This is a genomic window from Rhodococcus sp. DMU1, assembly GCF_012272955.1.
Classification (GTDB): Bacteria; Actinomycetota; Actinomycetes; order Mycobacteriales; family Mycobacteriaceae; genus Rhodococcus; species Rhodococcus aetherivorans.
In genome coordinates, this window is the sequence record NZ_CP050952.1 from 3,516,383 (window position 1) to 3,538,378 (window position 21,996).

Annotated in this window: 21 protein-coding genes; 12 read left to right on the forward strand and 9 right to left on the reverse strand. The window is 70.3% G+C overall.

All coding sequences use genetic code 11. The annotated features are described in order from the left end of the window. Positions 1-60 precede the first annotated feature (60 nt). Both HFP48_RS16130 and HFP48_RS16135 read right to left on the reverse strand, forming a co-directional pair. On the reverse strand, positions 61-1,032 hold the full coding sequence (locus HFP48_RS16130; RefSeq protein WP_006947778.1) for a carbohydrate kinase family protein: 972 nt from the start codon (positions 1,030-1,032) through the stop codon (positions 61-63). A gap of 137 nt (positions 1,033-1,169) precedes the next feature. Continuing rightward, positions 1,170-1,520, reverse strand: a complete 351-nt coding sequence (locus HFP48_RS16135; protein ID WP_029544238.1) for an iron-sulfur cluster assembly accessory protein — start codon at positions 1,518-1,520, stop codon at positions 1,170-1,172. A gap of 145 nt (positions 1,521-1,665) precedes the next feature. Here HFP48_RS16135 and HFP48_RS16140 point away from each other — a divergent pair, with 145 nt between their 5' ends. Next, on the forward strand, positions 1,666-2,331 hold the full coding sequence (locus HFP48_RS16140; RefSeq protein WP_006947776.1) for a DUF3043 domain-containing protein: 666 nt from the start codon (positions 1,666-1,668) through the stop codon (positions 2,329-2,331). A 21-nt stretch (positions 2,332-2,352) separates the two neighbouring features. Here HFP48_RS16140 and HFP48_RS16145 read toward each other — a convergent pair whose 3' ends face one another. Then, a complete protein-coding gene (locus HFP48_RS16145) occupies positions 2,353-2,571 on the reverse strand; it encodes a hypothetical protein (protein WP_006947775.1) in 219 nt (72 codons plus the stop codon). 134 nt (positions 2,572-2,705) lie between these two features. On the opposite strand from HFP48_RS16145, the gene cobT reads away from it, so the two are divergent. Then, positions 2,706-3,809 carry a nicotinate-nucleotide--dimethylbenzimidazole phosphoribosyltransferase gene (gene cobT / locus HFP48_RS16150; protein ID WP_050035372.1) on the forward strand — a complete coding sequence of 368 codons (1,104 nt, stop codon included), beginning with the start codon at positions 2,706-2,708 and terminating at the stop codon, positions 3,807-3,809. 53 nt (positions 3,810-3,862) lie between these two features. Then, positions 3,863-4,615 (forward strand): adenosylcobinamide-GDP ribazoletransferase, encoded by a 753-nt coding sequence (locus HFP48_RS16155; RefSeq protein WP_168580593.1) that lies wholly within the window; start codon positions 3,863-3,865, stop codon positions 4,613-4,615. A gap of 71 nt (positions 4,616-4,686) precedes the next feature. Here HFP48_RS16155 and HFP48_RS16160 read toward each other — a convergent pair whose 3' ends face one another. Then, complete coding sequence (locus tag HFP48_RS16160) at positions 4,687-5,790, reverse strand: branched-chain amino acid aminotransferase (RefSeq protein ID WP_029544241.1); 1,104 nt, start codon at positions 5,788-5,790, stop codon at positions 4,687-4,689. 33 nt (positions 5,791-5,823) lie between these two features. Beyond that, positions 5,824-6,924, reverse strand: coding sequence for a glycine cleavage system aminomethyltransferase GcvT (gene gcvT, locus HFP48_RS16165; protein ID WP_168579755.1), 1,101 nt, complete (start codon positions 6,922-6,924; stop codon positions 5,824-5,826). Between the two features lie 73 nt (positions 6,925-6,997). On the opposite strand from gcvT, the gene HFP48_RS16170 reads away from it, so the two are divergent. The 6 genes from HFP48_RS16170 (at position 6,998) to HFP48_RS16195 (ending at position 14,217) form a co-directional block, all read left to right on the forward strand. After that, the gene (locus HFP48_RS16170; protein WP_168579756.1) at positions 6,998-8,506 is read left to right on the forward strand and encodes a leucyl aminopeptidase; all 1,509 of its coding nucleotides are present in this window, start codon (positions 6,998-7,000) and stop codon (positions 8,504-8,506) included. 257 nt (positions 8,507-8,763) lie between these two features. Beyond that, positions 8,764-10,512 carry a 2-oxoglutarate dehydrogenase, E2 component, dihydrolipoamide succinyltransferase gene (gene sucB, locus HFP48_RS16175; RefSeq protein ID WP_065922484.1) on the forward strand — a complete coding sequence of 583 codons (1,749 nt, stop codon included), beginning with the start codon at positions 8,764-8,766 and terminating at the stop codon, positions 10,510-10,512. A 110-nt stretch (positions 10,513-10,622) separates the two neighbouring features. Continuing rightward, positions 10,623-11,513 carry a TIGR01777 family oxidoreductase gene (locus HFP48_RS16180; RefSeq protein ID WP_161995714.1) on the forward strand — a complete coding sequence of 297 codons (891 nt, stop codon included), beginning with the start codon at positions 10,623-10,625 and terminating at the stop codon, positions 11,511-11,513. A gap of 46 nt (positions 11,514-11,559) precedes the next feature. Then, positions 11,560-12,342 carry a lipoyl(octanoyl) transferase LipB gene (lipB, locus tag HFP48_RS16185; RefSeq protein ID WP_006947767.1) on the forward strand — a complete coding sequence of 261 codons (783 nt, stop codon included), beginning with the start codon at positions 11,560-11,562 and terminating at the stop codon, positions 12,340-12,342. A 68-nt stretch (positions 12,343-12,410) separates the two neighbouring features. Then, complete coding sequence (gene lipA / locus HFP48_RS16190) at positions 12,411-13,421, forward strand: lipoyl synthase (RefSeq protein ID WP_006947766.1); 1,011 nt, start codon at positions 12,411-12,413, stop codon at positions 13,419-13,421. Positions 13,422-13,476: 55 nt separating this feature from the next. Then, a complete protein-coding gene (locus tag HFP48_RS16195) occupies positions 13,477-14,217 on the forward strand; it encodes a DUF4191 domain-containing protein (protein ID WP_029544250.1) in 741 nt (246 codons plus the stop codon). 77 nt (positions 14,218-14,294) lie between these two features. On the opposite strand, the gene HFP48_RS16200 is transcribed toward HFP48_RS16195, so the two are convergent. Next, a complete protein-coding gene (locus HFP48_RS16200) occupies positions 14,295-14,771 on the reverse strand; it encodes an RDD family protein (RefSeq protein ID WP_065922482.1) in 477 nt (158 codons plus the stop codon). A 213-nt stretch (positions 14,772-14,984) separates the two neighbouring features. Between HFP48_RS16200 and glnA the strand changes: the two genes are divergently transcribed. Next, positions 14,985-16,421 carry a type I glutamate--ammonia ligase gene (gene glnA / locus HFP48_RS16205; RefSeq protein ID WP_006947761.1) on the forward strand — a complete coding sequence of 479 codons (1,437 nt, stop codon included), beginning with the start codon at positions 14,985-14,987 and terminating at the stop codon, positions 16,419-16,421. A 137-nt stretch (positions 16,422-16,558) separates the two neighbouring features. Here glnA and HFP48_RS16210 read toward each other — a convergent pair whose 3' ends face one another. Together HFP48_RS16210 and HFP48_RS16215 are read right to left on the reverse strand one after the other, a co-directional pair. Further along, complete coding sequence (locus tag HFP48_RS16210) at positions 16,559-17,719, reverse strand: hypothetical protein (RefSeq protein WP_168579757.1); 1,161 nt, start codon at positions 17,717-17,719, stop codon at positions 16,559-16,561. A gap of 13 nt (positions 17,720-17,732) precedes the next feature. Continuing rightward, on the reverse strand, positions 17,733-18,659 hold the full coding sequence (locus HFP48_RS16215; RefSeq protein ID WP_065922480.1) for a metal-dependent hydrolase: 927 nt from the start codon (positions 18,657-18,659) through the stop codon (positions 17,733-17,735). 246 nt (positions 18,660-18,905) lie between these two features. Between HFP48_RS16215 and HFP48_RS16220 the strand changes: the two genes are divergently transcribed. After that, entirely contained in the window at positions 18,906-19,556 is a 651-nt protein-coding gene (locus HFP48_RS16220) for a TetR/AcrR family transcriptional regulator (protein WP_006947757.1), read from the forward strand. Positions 19,557-19,667: 111 nt separating this feature from the next. On the opposite strand, the gene HFP48_RS16225 is transcribed toward HFP48_RS16220, so the two are convergent. Then, positions 19,668-21,209: an amino acid permease gene (locus tag HFP48_RS16225; RefSeq protein WP_006947747.1), complete on the reverse strand. Its 1,542-nt coding sequence runs from the start codon at positions 21,207-21,209 to the stop codon at positions 19,668-19,670. Between the two features lie 217 nt (positions 21,210-21,426). Between HFP48_RS16225 and HFP48_RS16230 the strand changes: the two genes are divergently transcribed. Then, positions 21,427-21,936 carry an Lrp/AsnC family transcriptional regulator gene (locus HFP48_RS16230; RefSeq protein WP_006947744.1) on the forward strand — a complete coding sequence of 170 codons (510 nt, stop codon included), beginning with the start codon at positions 21,427-21,429 and terminating at the stop codon, positions 21,934-21,936. Positions 21,937-21,996: the final 60 nt, after the last annotated feature.

A 21,996-nucleotide genomic window follows, 5' to 3' on the forward strand; every position in this document is an offset into this window, starting at 1 on the left:
CGCTACGCGGCCGGTGTGTCCTTTGGGCGGTGGGAACCGCCCGAAGGACACACCGGCCGATCACGGCAGGATCGCGGCGATCTCGTCCGCGGCCGTCTGCCCGTACGCGACCGCCAGCCGCTTGACCGCGTCGGGACGGTCGAAGGTCCATTCCTGGGTGCCGGTCGTCTCGAGCACGAGCACCGCGACGAGCGAGCCGAGCTGGGCGGCACGCTCGAGACTGAGGCCCGCGCGGTGTCCCAGCAGGAAGCCCGCCCGGAATGCGTCGCCGACGCCGGTGGGATCCACCTTGGCCCGCTCGGGCACGACGCCGACGTGAATCCGGTGGCCGTCCCGTTCGACGATCTCGACGCCGTGGCCGCCGAGCGTGGTGACGCGCAGACCGACCATTGCGCGGATCTGCTCCTCGGTCAGGCCGGTCTTCTGCTGCAGGAGCCCCCACTCGTACTCGTTGGTGAACAGGTAGGCGGCACCGTCGATCAGCCGGGCCGCCTCGTCGCCGCTCAGACGGGCGAGCTGCTGGGACGGGTCGGCCGCGAACGGCATGCCGAGCTGTCGGCACTCGTCGGTGTGCCGGGCCATCGCCTCCGGGTCGTTCGCGCCGATCAGGACCAGATCGACCCCGTGCGCCCCGGTCACGTCGGCGAGGGAGATGTCCCGGGCCTCGGACATCGCGCCGGGATAGAACGAGGCGATCTGTGCCATCGCCTCGTCGGTCGTGCACACGAAGCGCGCGGTGTGCGCGGTCTGCGACACGTGCACGGGGTCGCAGTTGACGCCGTTGCCCTCGAGCCACGCACGGTACTCGGCGAAGTCGGCGCCGACCGCCCCGACGAGCACCGGCGACCCGCCGAGCACACCCATCGCGTAGGCGATGTTGCCGCCCACGCCGCCGCGACGGACCACCAGGTCGTCGACCAGGAAGCTGAGCGAGATGTGGCTGAGCTGGTCTGCGACGAGCTGCTCGGCGAAGCGTCCGGGGAAACGCATGAGGTGGTCGGTGGCGATGGAACCGGTCACGGCGATGGTCACGTGGCTGGGCCTTTCAGCGAAGGACTGGGACCGATCTCACGCTACCCGCACCCACCCGCACAGCACTGCGGCCCCGACGCGAGTGCGCGTCGGGGCCGCAGTGCGGACCGCGTCCTTCGGACACGGGCGGACTTACGTCAGTTGAACGAATCGCCGCAGGCGCAGGAGCCGGTGGCGTTCGGGTTGTCGATCGTGAAGCCCTGCTTCTCGATCGTGTCGACGAAGTCGATCGACGCGCCTTCGACGTAGGGGGCGCTCATGCGGTCGACGGCGAGAATGACGCCGCCGAAGTCGCGGGTGAGGTCACCGTCGAGCGTCCGGTCGTCGAAGAACAGCTGGTAGCGAAGGCCCGCACACCCACCCGGCTGCACGGCGATGCGCAGCGAGAGGTCGTCGCGGCCCTCCTGGTCGAGCAGCGCCTTCGCCTTGGCGGAGGCGGCCTCGGTCATGGTGACGCCGTGAGTGGCGGTCTCTTCCTGCACAGTCATGGGCGCTCCCTAGTCTTTCGTGTTCCAACCCGGTTGCCTCAACGGTACCGCGCGCGCATCTATTCCTCATGCGCGCCTCGGACCGCACGCGGGCCTGACCGGGGGCGATTTTCCGGCCGGGACGGTTTTCCCATAGCCTGGAGGGGTGAAGTTGCTACGCCGCGGCGGTTCCGACGAATCCGACAACGGGGACCTCGGCGCGTCCGAGTCCGTCGCCGACCCGCAGTCCGAGGGCGGCAAGGGAACGACCGGCAAGGGCCGTCCGACCCCGAAGCGCCGAGAGGCCGAGGCCCGCCGGCGTGGTCCCGTCGCTCCGGCTCCGTTGACCGCCAAGGAAGCCCGGGCGCGCCGCAAGGCCGCCAAGCAGTCCCTCTCCAAGGAGGAGCGCAAGGCGCAGTCCGCGGAGCGCCGCGCCGCCGCCGGCGAGCGCCGCACCCGCATGCTCGCGGGCGAGGAGAAGTACCTGCTGCCGCGCGACAAGGGGCCCGTGCGGGCCTACGTGCGCGACCTGGTGGACAGCCGCCGCAACCTCGTGGGCCTGTTCATGCCCATGGCGCTGGTCCTGATCATGACGATGTTCCTCGGGCCGGTGGTCCAGCAGTACGTGACGCTCGCGATGTTCGCGATGATCGTGCTCATGGTGATCGAGGGGATCTACCTCGGCCGCCTCGTGAACAAGAAGGCCCGGGCCCGCTTCCCCGACACCACGGAGGGCGGCTTCGGCCTGGGGTGGTACGCGTTCGTGCGAGCCTCGCAGATCCGCAAGCTCCGGGCGCCGCTGCCACGGGTTTCCCCCGGCGACGCCGTCTGACCGCGCGGGCCTGCGCACCGGTCAGTGGTGCGGTGCTCGGCGCGCATCGATCGTGCTGCGCACCCAGCCGGCCGACGGGTCGCCGCACAGGGGCGACGACGGATCGTGCGGCCGGAAGTGGTTGTGGCGCCACCAGGCCCGCGTCACCCACCGCGGGGCGGGGCGGGAACGGGCCCGCGCGAGTTCGAGGCCGGCGACGAGCGCGGCCAACACGAGGACGATCACGACGACCTGGCTCATGACGGACAGTCTGTCGCCGGTGCAACGCCCGAGACAGTGGCAGCAAAGCCATCTACCGTCGATTTTCTGCCACGGCGCGGGTTGATAGCGTCCAGCGGTGGCTTCGACCTCCGCCACTTCGTGAAAGGTGCCCCGTGAGCAGCGAATCGGTCCACTCCGCCGACGTCGTCTTCCCGCCCGTCGTCGCCCCCGACCGGGAGGTCCGCCGGCGCGCCGACGCCCGGCAGCGCGATCTCACCAAGCCTGCCGGTTCCCTCGGCCGGCTGGAGGAGCTGGGGTGCTGGGTCGCGTCCTGCCAGGGGCAGGTACCGCCCCACCCGTTCACCCGTCCCCGGGTGGTGGTGTTCGCCGGCGATCACGGTGTGGCCCGCGGCGGTGTCTCGGCGTATCCCCCCGAGGTGACCGCTCAGATGGTCGCCAATTTCCTCGCCGGCGGCGCCGCGGTCAACGTTCTCGCCGCCACCGCCGGCGCCGGGGTCCGGGTGGTGGACATGGCCGTCGACGGGGACACGGATCCGGCGGTTTCCGCACACAAGGTGCGCCGGTCGAGCGGCTCCATCGACCGGGAGGACGCGCTCACCGAGGAAGAGACCCTCCAGGCGATCACCGCCGGGCGAGCCGTCGCCGACGAGGAGGTCGATGCGGGAGCCGACCTGCTCGTCGCGGGTGACATGGGGATCGGCAACACCACCCCCGCGACGGCGCTGATCGCCACGCTCACCGGCACCGAGCCCGTCGCGGCCGTGGGACGCGGCACCGGCATCGACGACGCCGCCTGGATGCGCAAGGTCGCCGCGATCCGCAACGCGATGCGCCGCGCACGGCCCCACGCCCGCAACCCGGTGGCGCTGCTGCGCACCGCGGGAGGCGCCGACCTCGCCGCGATGGCCGGGTACCTCGCGCAGGCGTCGGTACGCCGGACCCCGGTCGTGCTCGACGGGGTCGTCGTCACCGCCGCGGCGCTCGTCGCCGAGGAACTCGCCCCGGGAGCCCGGGACTGGTGGATCGCCGGGCACCGCTCCACCGAACCGGCCCACACGCTGGCCCTGCGGCACCTGAATCTGGATCCCCTCGTCGACCTGGGGATGCGTCTCGGCGAGGGCTCGGGGGCGGTCGCCGCGCTGCCGATCCTGCACGGCGCGGTGGCGGTCCTCACGAACATGGCGACGTTCGCCGAGGCCGGCGTGAGCACCCGCGACGAGGACGCCACGCCGGGCGCCGATCCGCGCGACGACTGATGCGTGGCATCGCCCTGCAGCGACTGATGCGTGGCATCGCCCTGCGGCGACCGATGCGTGGCATCGCCCTCGCCCTCTCCTGGCTCACCGTGCTGCCGGTTCAGGGACCGGGGCGCATCGATCGCGGCGCCGGGGGCGCGGCTATCGCCGCGGCGCCGGTCGCCGGCCTCGTGCTCGCTCTCGGGACCGCAGGCGTGCTGTGGGCGGCGGTCGCCGCCGGCTGCACTCCCCTGCTCGCGGGCCTGATCGGGGTGGGGTTCCTGGGCCTCGCGACGCGCGGCATGCACCTCGACGGCCTGTGCGACACGGCCGACGGGCTCGGCTGCTACGGACCGCCGGAGCGGGCTCGTGAGGTGATGAAGTCGGGCGGCGCCGGACCATTCGGGGTGGCCACCCTGGTGGTCGTGCTCGGTGCGCAGGCCGCCTCGTTCGGGGCGCTCGCCGACGCGCGATCCTGGCCCGCCGTGATCCTCGCCGTCACCGCCGGCCGGGTCGCGGTCGTCCTCGCCTGCCGACGCGGCGTGGCCGCAGCCCCGGGCAGCGGGTTCGGTGCCCTGGTGGCGGGGACACAGCCGCTCGGGGTGGGCGCGCTGTGGGCCGGCGTCGCGCTCGTCGCGGCGGCCTGGTGCGTGCCCGGCTCCTGGTGGGCCGGCCCGGTGACGGTGGCCGTGGCGCTCGGTGCTGCACTGCTACTGGTGCGGCACTGCGTCCGCCGGTTCGGCGGCCTCAACGGCGACGCGCTCGGGGCCGGCCTCGAGACGACGGTGACGATCGTGGCCGCGGCGCTGAGCGCGGCCGTCGCGTAGGCCCGGCCGAGCCGGGCTCAGCGCAGGGCCCGGCCGAGCCGGGCTCAGTGCAGGGCCCGGCCGAGCCGGGCTCAGCGCAGGGTGGTGAGCCAGCCGTGGGTGTCGGCGAACGTCCCCCGCTGGATGCCGGTGAGGGTGTCACGCAGGGCCATGGTGACCTTGCCGGGCTCGCCGTCGGCCACGGTGAACTCGCCGTCCCGGCTCTTGACGGTGCCGACCGGGGTGATGACCGCCGCGGTGCCGCACGCGAAGACCTCGGTGATCTCGCCGGTGGCGACCTTCGACTCCCATTCCTCCACCGAGATCTTGCGCTCCTCCACCTCGAGGCCGGCGTCCCTGGCCAGGGTGAGCAGGGAGTCGCGGGTGATGCCGGGCAGCAGTGAGCCGGACAGCTCCGGCGTCACCAGCCTCGCGTCGGCGCCCGATCCGAAGATGAAGCACAGGTTCATGCCGCCCATCTCCTCGATGTAGCGGCGCTCGACGGCGTCGAGCCACACGACCTGGTCGCAGCCCTGCTCGGTGGCCTGCGCCTGCGCCAGCAGCGACGCGGCATAGTTCCCGGAGAACTTGGCGTCGCCCGTGCCGCCCGGCGCGGCCCGCACGTACTCCTGCGAGATCCACACGCTCACCGGCTTGACGCCGCGGGGGAAGTACGCGCCGGCCGGGGAAGCGATCAGCATGTACCGGTACTGGTTCGCGGGCCGCACGCCGAGACCGGCTTCGGTGGAGAACATGAACGGCCGCAGATACAGCGACTCCTCGCCACCGGCGGCGGGCACCCATTCGTGGTCGGCCTCGACCAGCTCCGCGATCGAACGAACGAACAACTCGTCCGGCAGCTCGGCCATGGCCAGGCGCCGTGAGGACCGGCGCATCCGTTCGGCGTTGGAGTACACGCGGAAGGCCGCGATGCTGCCGTCGGGCTGCCGGTAGACCTTCAGACCCTCGAAGATCGCCTGCCCGTAGTGCAGCACCATCGCGGCCGGGTCGAGCTGCATCGGGCCGTACGGCTGGACGGTGGCGTCGTGCCAGCCGCGGCCCTCGGTGTAGTCGATCGTGACCATGTGATCGGTGAAGTACCGGCCGAACCCCGGATCCGCCAATATCTCTCCACGCCGCTCCGCGGAGGCGGGCGAGGGGTGCGGAACGTGGGCGAATTCGAGGACACCGGTCATGACCGTTGATCCTATCGAACCGCCCGCGCCGCCCTACTTGGTGTGGTCGGGGACGAACGGTGGGACGACCAACCGGGCGCGCAGGGCGCGTCCCCGGACGTCGACCGCGACCTCGTCACCGGCGGCCAGGCCCGCCGCCGTATCGAGGAGCGCCAGCGCGATACCGACCTTGAGCGTCGGGGAGAACGTGCCGGACGTGGTCTCCCCCACCGCGTTTCCGTCGCGCAGCACCTTCAGGTCCGGCCGCAGCACGCCACGGTCGAGCGCCTGCAGCCCCCACAGCCGTCGCGCGGGACCGGACTCCTTCTCCGCGACGAGCGCCGCACGTCCCCGGAACGCCGGCTTGCTCCAGCCCACCGCCCAGCCGCAGCGGGCCTGCAGGGGCGAGATCGCCTCCGACAGCTCGTGCCCGTGCAGCGGGTAGCCCATCTCGGTGCGCAGAGTGTCGCGGGCCCCGAGCCCGGCAACCTGACCGCCGGCGGCACGCACGGCGTCGGCCAGCGCCCGGAACAGCGCCTCGGCGTCGGCCCAGCGCGGCACCAGTTCGAAGCCGCGCTCACCGGTGTAGCCGGTGCGGCACACGCGGACCGGCACGCCGTTCCACTGCGCGTCCACGAAGCTCATGTAGCCGAGGTCGGTGGGCAGCCCCAGCCCCTGCAGGACAGCTTCGGAGGTCGGTCCCTGCACGGCGAATACGCCGTGGTCGCGGTGCTGGTTCGTCACCGTCACGCCCTCGGGCGCGTTCGCGGCGAGGACGGCGACGACCGCGGCGGTGTTCGCGGCGTTCGGCACGAGGAACAGCTCCTCGTCGGAGACGTAGTAGACGATCAGGTCGTCGGTGACACCCCCGGACTCGGTACAGCAGAGGGTGTACTGGGCCTTGCCCGGGCCGATCTTGCGCAGGTCGTTGGTGAGCGTCGAATTGACGTAGTCGGCCGCGCCCGGACCGGCGACGAGGGCCTTGCCCAGATGGCTGACGTCGAACAGGCCCACGTTCTCGCGCACGGCGGTGTGCTCGGCGACGGTGCCGGCGTACGAGACCGGCATCTGCCAGCCACCGAAGGCCGCGAAGGTCGCACCGAGTTCGGTATGGACGGCGTGGATCGGGCCCTGCAGCAGTGACTGGTCGCTCATGCGCCCCACGCTATCCCACCCCCCGGGATCATTAGCATCGGTGCCACGACCCCCTTCCCCCTAGGAGACGCCCGTGAGTGCCCTTTCGCCCACCCTGCCCGAACTCGTTCTCGCCGGAAGCGTTTCCAAGCGCGCGGACGTCCTCGTCATCGGCCTGACCGCAGGCGACGACGGTCCCGAGGCCCTGCTCGGCAACGGACTGGTCGACGAGGACGTCCTCGGCGGGCTGCTCGACGCCCTGCAGTCCATCGGCGCCAAGGGCAAGGCCGAGGAGGTCACGCGGATCCCCGCGCCCGCCGCCCTGCCGGTCACCAGCGTGCTCGCCGTCGGGCTCGGCGCCGCCGGCAAGATCGACGCCGAACAGGTGCGCCGCTCCGCCGGCGCCGCGGCGCGCGCCCTCGCCGGCGCCTCCGTGGTCGCGACGACCCTGTCCGCCGTGGATCTCGGCGCCGCCGCGGAGGGCTTCGCGCTCGGCGCGTACACGTTCACCGAGTTCCGCACCGCGAAGTCGAACTCCGGCGACGCGCAGCCCCCCGCCCGGATCGAGCTGCTCGTCGCGTCGCCGCGCGCCCGCGAGGTCAAGGCCGCGCTGGCCCGGGCGACGGCCGTCGCCGAGGCGGTCGCCACCGCCCGCGAGTTCGTCAACACCCCGCCGAGCCACCTGTTCCCGGCCGAGTTCGCCGACCGCGCGCAGGCGCTCGGCGCCGCCGCCGGGCTGCGGGTCGAGGTGCTGGACGAGAAGGCGCTCGAGCAGCAGGGCTACGGCGGCATCGTCGGGGTCGGCAAGGGGTCGTCGCGCCCGCCGCGGCTCGTGCGGCTGAGCTACTCCGCCAAGAAGCGCAAGGCCCCGAAGGTGGCGCTCGTGGGCAAGGGCATCACGTTCGACACCGGCGGCATCTCCATCAAGCCGGCCGCCGGGATGGAGAACATGACGTCCGACATGGGCGGGGCCGCGGCGGTGGTCGCGACGGTCGTGCTCGCCGCGAAGCTCGGGGTGGCGGCAGACGTGACCGCGACGGTGCCGATGGCCGAGAACATGCCGTCCGCGACGGCACAGCGTCCCGGCGACGTGCTCACCCAGTACGGCGGCACCACCGTCGAGGTGATCAACACCGACGCCGAGGGTCGTCTCATCCTTGCCGACGCCATCGTCCGTGCCTGCGAGGACGAGCCCGACTACCTGATCGACACCGCGACGCTCACGGGCGCGCAGATGGTCGCCCTGGGGACGCGGACGCCGGGCGTCATGGGCACCGACGAGTTCCGGGACCGTGTCGCACGGCTCTCGCAGGAGGTGGGCGAGAACGGGTGGGCGATGCCGCTGCCGGCCGAGCTGCGCGCGGACCTGAACTCCCGGGTGGCCGATCTGGCCAACGTCACGCCGCACCGGTGGGGCGGGATGCTCGCCGCCGGCCTGTATCTGAAGGAGTTCGTGGCCGAGGGCGTGCAGTGGGCCCACATCGACGTGGCCGGGCCGGCTTTCAACACCGGAAGCCCGTTCGGCTATGTCGGCAAGGGCGGCACCGGTGTGCCGGTGCGCACGCTGTTCGCCGTCATCGAGGACATCGCGGCCAACGGCTGATCCGTCCGGCGCGTCCCTGCCGGGCGGCAGGGACGCGCGGGCGCGCGTGACCCAACCCTCGTCGAACGCCGCGATTGGATCAGTGCAAGGATGGTCGAGGTCATACCCGGCATCGGGTGTGGTCTCAATCGAACACCGCAAGACACCGCACGAGACCGTGGCCTCGAGCACAATGGTCTGCGACCACACAATGGTCCGCGACCATCGGTCGGCACAACTCAACACACCCGAACACAACCGTCGAGGAGTCAACAGACATGGCCTTCTCCGTCCAGATGCCAGCGCTTGGTGAGAGCGTCACCGAGGGAACTGTCACGCGATGGCTCAAGCAGGAAGGAGACACGGTCGAAGTCGACGAGCCGCTGCTCGAAGTTTCCACGGACAAGGTCGACACCGAGATCCCCTCGCCCGCGGCCGGTGTGCTGGTGAAGATCGTCGCCCAAGAGGACGAGACGGTCGAGATCGGCGGCGAGCTGGCGGTGATCGGTGACTCCGCCGACGACGCGGGATCGTCCACCACCCCTTCTGCCGCCCCGACCGAGGAGGCGGCACCCGAGGAGCAGCCCACCCCCGAGCCCGAGCCGGAACCCGAGCCCGCTCCGGCTCCGTCCGGTTCCGACGCCGGCGCCGCCGAGGGCACCCCGGTCACCATGCCGGCGCTCGGCGAGTCCGTGACCGAGGGCACCGTCACCCGGTGGCTGAAGTCCGTCGGTGACGAGGTCGCGGTCGACGAACCCCTGCTCGAGGTGTCCACCGACAAGGTCGACACGGAGATCCCGTCCCCGGTTGCCGGTGTGCTCCTCGAGGTCAACGCCCAGGAGGACGACACCGTCGAGGTCGGTGGGCAGCTCGCGGTGATCGGATCGGGAACCCCGGCCGCGGCACCGTCGAAGCCCGAGCCGAAGCCGGAACCGAAGCCCGAGCCGAAGGCGGAACCGAAGCCCGAGCCGGCGAAGCAGGCGGCCCCCGAGCCGGTGAAGCAGCCCGCCCCCGAGCCGGTGAAGCAGGCCGCTCCGGCCCCCGCTCCGGTCCCCGCGGCCGAGGAGACCTCGGGTGGAGCCACGCCGTACGTGACGCCCCTCGTCCGCAAGCTCGCCGCCGAGCACGGCGTCGACCTGTCGACGGTGTCCGGTACCGGTGTCGGCGGCCGTATCCGCAAGCAGGACGTGCTCGCCGCTGCCGAGGCCGCGAAGGCCCCCGCCGCCCAGGCGCCGGCGCCCGCCGCCAAGGCCCCGGCCGCCGCTCCGGCCGCGACCGCCGGTGTCCGTCCCGAGCTGGCCCACCTGCGTGGCACCACGCAGAAGGTCAACCGGATCCGCCAGATCACCGCGATCAAGACCCGCGAGTCCCTGCAGACCACCGCGCAGCTCACCCAGACCTTCGAGGTCGACGTCACCAAGATCGCGCACCTGCGGGCGCAGGCCAAGGCGACCTTCGCCGAGCGCGAGGGCGTCAACCTGACCTTCCTGCCTTTCTTCGCGAAGGCCGTCGTCGAGGCCCTCAAGGCGCACCCGAACATCAACGCCTCCTACGACGAGGACAAGAAGGAGATCACCTACCACGCGGCCGAGCACCTCGGCATCGCCGTGGACACGGAGCAGGGTCTGCTCTCCCCGGTGATCCACAACGCCGGTGACCTGTCGCTGGCCGGCCTGGCCCGCGCGATCGCGGACATCGCCAAGCGTGCCCGCAGCGGTGGCCTCAAACCCGACGAGCTGGCCGGGGGCACCTTCACGATCACGAACATCGGCAGCCAGGGCGCCCTGTTCGACACGCCGATCCTGGTGCCGCCGCAGGCGGCGATGCTCGGCACCGGTGCGATCGTCAAGCGACCGGTGGTCGTCACCGACGAGGTGGGCAACGAGTCGATCGGTGTCCGTTCGATGTGCTACCTGCCGCTGACCTACGATCACCGGCTGGTCGACGGCGCGGACGCAGGCCGGTTCCTCACCACGATCAAGCACCGCCTCGAGGAGGCGGCGTTCGAAGCCGACCTGGGTCTGTGACCCACGGGGTGTAGCCCGGCACTCACCGGACCCGCAGCGGGGGCATCGTCACACCGACGAGGCCCCCGCTTCCGCGTTCCGATCCCCGCAGATGCGGGAGAATCTCCGGCATGCGCATCCTCGTGGCCGGCTCGTCGGGGCTGATCGGAACTGCCTCGGTCGCGTGGCTGCGGGCGCACGGCCACGAGGTGCGCCGCCTGGTGCGGCGTCCGCCGGGGGCGCCGGACGAATGGTCCTGGGACCCGCGGACGGGGCGGGTCGATCCCGCGGCGCTCGACCGCGTCGACGCCGTGGTGAACCTGTGCGGGTCGAGCGTGGGTGCGCGGCGCTGGTCGGGCGCGGTGAAGCAGGAACTGCGCGACAGCCGGATCGTCCCCACCGACGTCCTCGCCGCCGCCGTCGCGGCCGCCGGGGTGCCGACGCTGGTCAACGCGGGCGCCGTCGGCTTCTACGGGGACACCGGCGAGACGGTGGTGGACGAACGCAGCCCTGCCGGGCAGGGGTTCGTGGCCGACCTGTGCCGCGACTGGGAGGCTGCCACGGCGCCGGCGCGTGAGGCCGGGGTCCGCACGATCGTTCTCCGCACCGGGATCGTGCTCGCGCCGCACGGGGGCATCCTGCGCCGGCTCGAGCCGCTGTTCCGGCTCGGGCTCGGTTCCCGGCTCGGCGACGGCCGGCAGTACATGTCGTGGGTGGCGCTCGAGGATGCGGTGGCGGCGGTGGGCTTCGTCCTCGGTCGCGGCGACATCGCCGGACCGGTCGATGTCACCGGGCCGGCCCCCGTGACGAATGCCCGGTTCACCGAGGCGCTGGCGCACTCGGTGCACCGGCCCGCGCCGTGGACGACCCCCGGTTTCGTGGTCGCCGCGGTCGCCGGGGAAATGGCGCGCGCACTGGTGCTCACCGGGCAGCGTGCCCTGCCGGCGGTGCTCGAGTCGACGGGCTTCGAGTTCCGGTACCCAACGATCGGTGCCGCCCTGGGAAACGCGCTCGCGTCCTGAAGTCACCTCTTCGCGAGGGCTCGCCGACGGCGTAGGGTCGTGGACTATGAGCAGCGCATCCTCCTCCGCCCGTTTCGATTCCGAACCCGTCGCGGTGGCGCACCTGGGGCTGATCGGTTACCTCGAGGCGTGGGAGCGGCAACGGGAGATCGCCGCCGACCGGGCCGAGGGCCGCGGTGTCGACACCCTGCTGTTGCTCGAGCATCCGCCCGTGTACACCGCCGGTAAGCGCACCGCCCCCGAGGATCGCCCCACCGACGGCACCCCGGTGATCGACGTCGACCGCGGGGGCAAGATCACCTGGCACGGTCCCGGCCAGCTGGTGGGCTACCCGATCATCCGGCTCGGCGAACCCATCGACGTCGTCGGCTACGTGCGGCGTCTCGAGCAGGCCCTGATCGAGGTCTGCACCGACCTCGGGCTCACGTGCGGCCGCGTGGACGGTCGCTCGGGCGTGTGGCTGCCGGCCGAGCTGCGCGACGGGCACTGGCTGCCCGAGCGCAAGATCGCCGCCATCGGGGTGCGGGTGCAGCGCGGGGTGACGATGCACGGGTTCTCCCTCAACTGCGACGCCACCCTCGACGCGTTCGACTCGATCGTCCCGTGCGGCATCCGCGACGCGGGTGTCACCTCGCTCACGGGTGAGCTCGGACGGGACGTGACCGTCGCCGAGGTGATGCCGGCGGTGACGGCGGCGGTGATCGACGCTCTCGACGGCCGCCTGCCGGTGACGGACCACGACATCGAGCGGGTGACGTTCGAACAGGCCGTCGGTGCCGAGCCGCCGCAGACCCCGCGGCCGGAGTTCACCACGGTGCGGTACGGCTGATCGCCGCCCGCCACGGCCGCGCCCCCAGGGTGGGTCCGGCCGGTACCGGCGGGCGTAGGATCGAGCCCGTGACTGTGGCCCCAGAAGGACGCAAACTGCTGCGGATCGAGACCCGAAACGCGCAGACGCCGATCGAACGCAAGCCGAACTGGATCAAGACCCGGGCGAAGATGGGCCCGGAGTACACCGAGCTGAAGGGACTGGTGCGGCGCGAGGGCCTGCACACGGTCTGCGAGGAAGCCGGTTGTCCCAACATCTACGAATGCTGGGAGGACCGGGAGGCGACGTTCCTCATCGGCGGCGAGCAGTGCACCCGTCGATGCGATTTCTGCCAGATCGACACCGGTAAGCCCGCCGAGCTCGACCGCGACGAGCCGCGCCGCGTCGCCGAGTCGGTGCAGGCGATGGGTCTGCGGTACTCGACGATCACCGGTGTCGCCCGCGACGATCTGCCCGACGGCGGCGCGTGGCTGTACGCCGAGACCGTGCGGCAGATCCACGAGCTCAACCCGGGCACCGGCGTCGAGAACCTCATCCCCGACTTCAACGGCAAGCCCGAACTGCTCACCGAGGTCTTCGAGTCGCGTCCCGAGGTCCTCGCGCACAACGTCGAGACCGTCCCCCGGATCTTCAAGCGCATCCGCCCGGCGTTCCGCTACCAGCGGTCGCTGGACGTGATCACCGCGGCCCGCGAGTTCGGCCTGGTGACCAAGTCCAACCTGATCCTCGGCATGGGTGAGACACCGGAGGAGGTCACCGAGGCGCTGCACGACCTGCACGCCGCCGGCTGCGACATCGTCACCATCACCCAGTACCTGCGTCCGTCGCCGCGGCACCATCCCGTCGAGCGGTGGGTCAAGCCCGAGGAGTTCGTCGCGCACTCGGAGACCGCCGAGGAGATCGGCTTCGCGGGCGTGATGGCCGGGCCGCTGGTCCGGTCCTCGTACCGCGCGGGCCGCCTGTACGCGCAGGCCATGGCACACCACGGCCGCGAATTGCCCGCCGCCCAGGCGCACCTGGCCGAGGGGGGCACAGCGGCCCAGGAAGCCAGCTCCGTGCTCGCTCGCCTCACGCCGTAGCCGTACCGGACCCGCGGTGGTGAAGGGGCCACCGCGGGGAAAGTATCCTGGGTGCATGGCGAAAGGCAGCAAACCCGACAAGGAAGCGAAGGCCGCGGCGAAGGCCGCGCGCAAGCAGGCGTCGAAGGAGCGGCGAACCCAGCTCTGGCAGGCGTTCCAGCTGCAGCGCAAGGAAGACAAGCTGCTGCTGCCGTGGATGATCGGCGCGATCGTCGTCTCCACCCTGGTGTTCTTCCTGATCGGGCTGATCTTCGGTATCGAGTGGTTCCTCCTGCCGGTCGGCCTGCTCGTGGGGGTGCTGCTCGCGTTCGTCATCTTCGGTCGCCGGGTGCAGAAGACGGTCTACGGCAAGGCCGAGGGCCAGGCCGGCGCGGCGGCGTGGGCGCTGGACAACCTGCAGGGCTCCTGGCGCGTCACGCACGCGGTGGCCGGCACCGCGCAGCTCGACGCCGTGCACCGCGTCATCGGCCGCCCGGGCGTGATCCTGGTGGCCGAGGGATCGCCGCAGCGCGTGAAAGCGCTTCTCGCACAGGAGAAGAAGCGGGTGGCGCGCCTCGTCGGCGACACCCCGATCTACGACGTCGTGGTCGGCAACGACGAGGGCCAGGTCCCGCTGTCGCAGCTGCAGAAGCACCTGTCCAAGCTGCCCCGCAACATCGACACCAAGCGGATGGACGCGATCGAGGGCCGGCTGGCCGCCCTGAGCACCAAGAAGACCGGCGCCGCGCTCCCGAAGGGTCCGATGCCGGCCGGCGCGAAGATGCGCAGCGTCCAGCGCACCATGCGCCGCCGCTGAGCCCCGCTCCGACGACGGGAGCCTGCACCCGGATCGACCCGGTGCAGGCTCCCGTTCCGCGTTTCGGGGAGGGTGCGTCAGCGGGACCGTACGAGGGCCGTGCCGGTCGCCCGGTCCTGCAGGCCGCGGCCGTCGACGTCGGTGACGATCGCCGGCGCGATGAACACGAGCAGCAGCTGCCGCGCCAGGGCGCGAACCGGCCCCACTCGTACGGGCGCGTCGACCCGGGCGACCTGGAGGCCGACCAGATACTGCCCCGGGGTGAACGAGAACAACGTCACCGTGAGCACCCCCACCACGAACCACACCAGCAGGGTGTAGGTGGACAGCTGAGGGTTCTCGAAGGGACGTTCGCCGACGATCGCGGTGGCGATACCGACGGAGGTGAACCAGTCGATCGCCAGAGCGCTCGCCCGCCGGCCGGGGCCCGCGAGCGCGCCCGGCCCCTCCTGGGGCAGGCCGAGCAACTGCCCGCGGTAGTCCTGGGCCTTTTCCTGCCCCTTGGGGATCGCCGCAGCGGGTCCGGAGAGCCAGCTGCCGGTCATACGTGCCATGCTGTCCAGGATAGGGTGCAACGAGCGGACCGGCCCGACCCCACGTGCACGCCGGTGACTTCTACCACAAAAGTAGTCCTCACGACACCGGAAGACGAGCTGTAACATCGGTGAAACATGGGATTGATGGTCGGGCAACACCAGCTCAATACGGTCTGTATCCGACGCAGACGCCCCATCCCCATGGCGCGCATTGACTGAAGGAGCACAAGCGTGGCGTTCACCTCGGCCGAAGAGGTCATCAAGTACATCGAGGACGAAAACGTCGAGTACGTCGATATCCGATTCAGCGACCTCCCCGGCGTTCAGCAGCACTTCTCGATTCCCGCGAGCGCGTTCACCAAGGACGTGTTCGAGGACGGCTTGGCGTTCGACGGCTCGTCCGTTCGCGGCTTCCAGTCCATCCACGAGTCGGACATGATGCTGCTGCCCGACGTCACCACCGCGCGCATCGATCCCTTCCGGGCCGCCAAGACGCTGAACATCAACTTCTTCGTCCACGACCCGTTCACTCGCGAGTCCTACAGCCGGGACCCGCGCAATGTCGCCCGCAAGGCCGAGGAATACCTCGTCAGCACCGGCATCGCCGACACCGCATTCTTCGGTGCCGAGGCCGAGTTCTACATCTTCGACTCGATCCGCTACGACTCGCAGATGAACGGCGCGTTCTACGAGATCGACTCGGTCTCCGGTTCGTGGAACACCGGCGTCGAGCTCAACGCCGACGGCAGCCCCAACCTCGGCTACAAGGTCCGCCCGAAGGGCGGCTACTTCCCCGTCGCACCGTACGACCACTACGTGGACCTGCGCGACGAGATCTCCACCAACCTGCAGAACGCCGGCTTCGAGCTCGAGCGCGGCCACCACGAGGTCGGCACCGCCGGTCAGGCCGAGATCAACTACAAGTTCAACACGCTGCTCGGTGCGGCCGACGATCTGCAGCTGTTCAAGTACATCGTCAAGAACACCGCCTGGAAGCACGGCAAGTCCGTGACCTTCATGCCGAAGCCGCTGTTCGGTGACAACGGTTCGGGCATGCACGTGCACCAGTCGCTGTGGAAGGAAGGCAAGCCGCTCTTCCACGACGAGTCCGGCTACGCGGGCCTGTCCGACCTGGCGCGCTGGTACATCGGCGGCATCCTGCACCACGCGCCGTCGCTGCTCGCGTTCACCAACCCGACGATCAACTCGTACCACCGTCTGGTGCCGGGCTACGAGGCTCCGATCAACCTGGTCTACAGCCAGCGCAACCGCTCCGCCGCCGTGCGCATCCCGATCACCGGCAACAACCCGAAGGCCAAGCGCCTCGAGTTCCGCGCCCCGGACTCCTCGGGCAACCCGTACCTCTCGTTCGCCGCGCAGATGCTCGCGGGTCTCGACGGCATCAAGAACAAGATCGAGCCGATGGCCCCGGTCGACAAGGACCTCTACGAGCTCCCGCCGGAGGAGGCCAAGAACATCCCGCAGGCTCCCACCAGCCTCGAATCGGTCATCGACAACCTCGAGCGCGACCACGAGTACCTGACCGAGGGCGGCGTGTTCACCAGCGACCTGATCGAGACCTGGATCTCGATCAAGCGGGAGCAGGAGATCGCTCCGGTCAACCTGCGGCCGCACCCCTACGAGTTCCAGCTGTACTACGACTGCTGAGCCGGTTCCGCACGTAGTTCGTCACGAGTCCACCCGCCTTGCGATTCCGCAAGGCGGGTGGACTCGTGTGTGCGGCCTCGTCGGCCGGAGGGCGCAACTCCCCCACCGCCGGCCGCCCTCGGTGTGCGCCGAATCTGCTATCCGGCGTGCGTCGCGTCCCGCTCGTGCGCGGGCGATGTGTCGCCCGGTTCACCCCCTCCGCGGTGTGCGGTGAACGTGGCGGCGACGCACAGCAGTGCGACGACGAAACACGCCAGCGTGTACCACAGGTTTCCCACCGGATCTCCGGTGCTCGTCACGCCGTCGACGGCACGGAGGAAGTCGGGCAACGCGGCCGCCCAGAGGAACGCCATGACGCACAGGTACACCACGCTGTAGGCCTGGACGAAGCGGTTCGTGTAGGGAGGAACGTCCGGCTCGCCCCGCCACAGCCGCACCCATCGGCGCACGAGCACCACGCTCGCGACGAGTGTGACGACGACCAGTTCCACCGCGTACAGCACTCCCCGGACCGTCGTGCTTCCCATGCCCAGGACCGTCGCCGGGAGCGGGAGGACGAACGTGCCCAACGACGCCAGCAGGCCGATCACGACCGTGCGCCACACCAGCTCGAGACCGGAGAAGTGCCGGCCGCGGTCGACGTGGCGACCGACGAAGAACTGCACGCACAACGCGAGCGACATCGGCCAGAGCGCGGCGAAGACCACCACACTCGGGAGCGGGACCGCATCGAACATGGGCTGGTTGACCGGATTCGTCACCGACCAGTGCCACCATCGCAACTGCGGTCCGAGGTGGTCGAAGATCTCGTAGAACGCGTGGTGAACGAAGCCCACGCAGACCGCACCGACGAGAACCCCGTAGCGCCGGAAAACGCCCAGCATTCTGACGATCTCGAAGGCCAGCGTGGCCATCAGCGGGTAGATCGCGACGATGTACAGCGGGAGCCGGCCCCACAGGAACTCCACCGTGAACACGTTGTGGGCGAACATCGTGTCCACGTGCTCCTCGATGCCGAATGCGGCGGGGAAGTACAGCGGTGGCTCGATGAGGAACAGGTAGGCGGTGGCGCCGAACCAGAGCACCAGGTTGGTGGGATCGCCGTGGCGACGCAGGCGCACGACGGCGAGCACGAGCGCGAGCACGGCACCGAACACGACGGTGACCTCGAGAACCGGAAGGGTCCAGTTCTCCAGGGCCGACGGGTTGCGGACCTCGACGAGGCCACCGGCCTCCTCGCACGAGAAGCCCAGGGACGTGGCGAGTTCGGCGAAGGTGGGTGAACACAGATCGGTCATCGCTCCGGCCCCCCTACGATGCGACCGCGTCGGCGGTGTACCAGCGCGTGACGTCGTAGCCGTCCTCGTAGCGCCGGAACCACACGTCCGCGAGTGCCGGCAGCTTCTCGTGGGCCGGGTTGTGCTTCGGCAACTGGCTCCGGACGACTCCCGCCAGGGCGACGAGTTGCTCACCGAGCGGCAGATCGTCGAACGCGCGCGGCAGGGGGCCGTGGTCCTCCGCGTGCAGCAGCGGCAACCACGTGCGCAGGCGCTGCTTGCGCCGGTAGGACGCGAACATCGACAGAGCGTCGATCCTCCGGTCCGCCAAGGGAACATGCTCGTTGAAGCCCTCGCAGGCCAGCCGGATGACCTTCAGCACATGACGGAAGACCGAGGGGGCCACGCGCATCCGGTAGATGTCGGAGCCGACGACGGAGTCGAAGACGACGAGCGCCGAACTCCGATGTTCGACCTCCTCGACGAAGTGCCAGATGAACAGCGACGCCACCCGGTCGTCTCCGGGCCGGAACAGGGCCGCCTCGTTGTCGAGCATCAGCTTGAACACCGGAGTGAAGGTCGCTTCGAGATCCGCGGTGTAGGCGAGCCGGTAGTTCAGCGAGGTCTCCGCGGTGAGCCGGTCGAACTCTCCGATGACGTCGTCGAGAGTCTCCCGGAGCCCCGGGTACCGCTTGATCAGGGCCTTGACGTGTTGGCGGTGCGCGGTCGAGTGCTGCCCCTCCTGACGCATGAACGCGTCCGCCTCCGCGGCGACCTCGGGGTCGGTGATCAGCGGCTTGGTCTGGAGAATCATCTTCACGATCATCTTCTCGAAGCCGATCGCCAGGAACGAGACCGCGTTGGCCATGCTCGAGAAGGCCGGATTCGCGTCGTTCCACAGGAAGGGCACGTCGTAGTCCTCGAACGCGAAGTTCATCTTTCGGATCTGCAGATCGGTCACGCGCTACCCCTCGTCGTCCGGAAATGGGCTGGGCCGGGGCCCCGCAGAGGCCCCGCGCCGCGGTGCCGTGATCATACATAGATCGACCAACACGTATGATGAGAACGTGTTATCGAAACCGTGGACGGCCCCGCGGGCGGCGGGCCACCCCGTGCTACCGTCGGTCGTTCGAGCGGACGGCCGACAGGCCCCACCATGCGGAGGGCCCGCCGTTCCGGATGCGGTGCGATCCGAGGAAGCGGAGCAGTGGCACGGAGACGCGGGTGGGGCGGCAGCCCACCGGAGAACGACGACGAAGCGTCCCGCCGGATCGTCTCCGCTGCAGTCGATCTGATCGGGCGTACGGGTTCCGTCATCAGCATCGCCGATGTCGCGGAGTCGCTGGGCGTCATCCGCCAGACGGTGTACCGCTACTTCCCCAGCGCGGATGCACTGATGCGGGCCGCGGCGATCGCATCGGTCGACGGATTCCTCGCTCGACTGACCCGGCACATCCGCGGCATCGAGGATCCCGTCGACGCGATGACCGAAGGCGTGGTCTACACCCTGGCCGAGGTACGCCGGACGCCGCATCTGGGCATCCTGCTCACGGGCACGTACTCGAACGTCCATCCCGACGGCCTCACCTCCGAAGAGGCACGCGAGTTCGGGATGACGATGATCAAGCGTTTCGACGTCGACTGGGAGCGCTACGGGTACGACGACGCGGCACTCCACGAACTCGTCGAATACGTGCTGCGCACGATGCAGTCGTTCTTCGTCTCCCCCGGCAACCCCCCGCGGAGCGACGACGAGCTGCGGCGCTATCTCCGACGCTGGATGGGCGCCGCGATCCTCGCCCAGTGCCCGACCGCGGCACGCGCCTCCTCCGGCGGCGTCCGAGACGACAGCGCGTGACGGGAACCGGCCCGGACCGGCGATCCCGGTGCGCCCGCCGGTGCCGATCGCACGCCGTCGCACGGCCGCGGCCCCGGAGCGGTCGCTCCGGGGCCGCGGCCGATCGCCGCGCTAGACCGGCTCGGGCTCGCGGACGACCTGCGGCGTCTCCGCCCGCTCGGCCGCCTCGGCCCGCAGCCGCTGCCCGAGCACCGACTTGCGCCGACCGTAGACGAAGTAGATCACCACGCCCAGGGCCATCCAGGCCACGAACCGCATCCACGTCTCGACGGACAGGTTGAGCATCAGCCAGCCGCACGCGAGGACCGCGAGGATCGGCACCAGCGGCACGAGCGGCACCCGGAACCCGCGCGGCAGGTCGGGGCGGGTCCGGCGGAGCACCATCACGCCGATGCACACCAGCACGAAGGCGAACAGCGTGCCGATGTTGACCATCTCCTCGAGCACACCCATCGGGAACACCGCGGCGAGGACGGCGACGATGCCGCCGACCAGCAGGGTGATGCGTACCGGGGTGCCCTTACGGCCCGTCGTGGCCAGCTGCCGCGGCATCAGCCCGTCCCGGGACATCGCGAACAGCACGCGGGTCTGGCCGAGCATCATCACCATCACGACCGTGGTGAGGCCGGCGAGGCCGCCGACGTTGATCGCCATCTGCGCCCACGTGATGCCGTGTGCCTCGAACGCGGTGGCCAGCGTGGCGCTGCCGTCGCCGACGAGCGCGCTGCCCGTCCGCAGGTCGGTGTACTTCACCATGCCGGTCAGCACCAGCGTGACGCCCACGTAGAGGACCGTGACGATGGCGAGCGAGGCGAAGATGCCGCGCGGCAGCGCCTTCTGCGGGTTCTTCGTCTCCTCCGCGGTGGTGGCGACCACGTCGAATCCGATGAATGCGAAGAACACCAGGCTCGCGGCGGCGAGCAGGCCGTACCATCCGTAGCTGCTGCCGTCGGCTCCGGTGAGCGCCGAGAACAGCGACTGGTGCACGCCGCTCGCGGTGCTCTGCGCCCCCTCGGCCGGCGGGATGTAGGGCGAGTAGTTGCTCTTGTCGATGTAGAAGACGCCGACCACGATGACCAGCAGGACGACCGCAACCTTGATGGCGGTGACGACGGCCGACACCCGCGAGGACACCTTGGTGCCGACGACGAGCACGACCGTGATCGCGCCGACGATGAGCAGCGCCCCCCAGTCGACCGCAAGCGGCCCGAGATGCATCGTGGTGTGCCCGCTGCCGCCGAGCATGCCACCGAGGTACAGCGACCAGCCCTTGGCGACGACGGCGGAGGCGAGCGCGAACTCGAGGATCAGGTCCCAGCCGATGATCCAGGCGACGAACTCACCGAAGGTGGCGTACGAGAAGGTGTAGGCGCTGCCGGCGACGGGGACGGTCGACGCGAATTCGGCGTAACACAGGGCAGCGAGACCACACGTGATCGCGGCGAGCACGAATGCCAGCGAGATCGACGGGCCGGCGACGTTGCCCGCGGTGCGTGCGGTGAGGGTGAAGATGCCGGCGCCGATCACCACGGCGACGCCGAACACGGTCAGGTCTTTGGCGGTCAGCTCTCTTCGCAGCCGCGAACAGGGTTCGTCGGTGTCCGCGATCGACTGTTCGACGGATTTGGTGCGCCAGATGCCGACTCCGGGCATGGTGTGCTCCTCGGGATGGGATTGTGGGCCCGCCGGACCTCGTGGGCGACCGGGGGCGTGACACTCGCAGGCGACGCATTGTGGTGCCGCAGAGCGGGATTGCGTGAGCAATTCAGTGCAGCAATCATGGCACTGTCACAATTCGTGTCAATATCTTCCGCACCAGCTATTCACAATGCTCAAATGTGATGCGCATCACAACGGAAAGGGTGTCACCGTGCTCAGTTTCGATCGGCTCGACGCGGCTCTTCTCGCCGAGCTCACCCACAACCCGCGGGCCGGCATCGTCGATCTGGCAGCGAAGCTCGGCGTCGCGCGCAACACCGTCCAGTCGCGGATCCGGAAGCTCGAGGAGTCCGGCGCCGTGACGGGATACCGGCCGGTGGTGGATCTGCCGAAGCTCGGCCTGCCGCTGCAGGCGTTCATCGGCGCAGAACTGGTGCAGGCCCGGATGGGTCACGTCATCGCGGAGCTCGAGCGGTTCCCCGAGGTGCTCGAGGTGCACGCGACGACGGGCCGGGAGGACCTGCTGATCCGGATGGCGGCGCAGTCGCAGGAGGATCTGCTCCTGCAGCTCGAACGAATCCATGCGATCGAGGGCGTCGCGCACACCACGACCACGCTGGCGCTGACGACGCCGGTGCCGTACCGGACGCAGCCCCTGCTCGAACACCTCACCCGCGACTCCGGGCACGGGCGCTCCGCGCCGGTGAGCGACCGGCACTGAGGGACCGGCGTTGAGGGACCGGCGTCGAGGGACATCGGTCTCCGGGTACGCGAGAAGGGG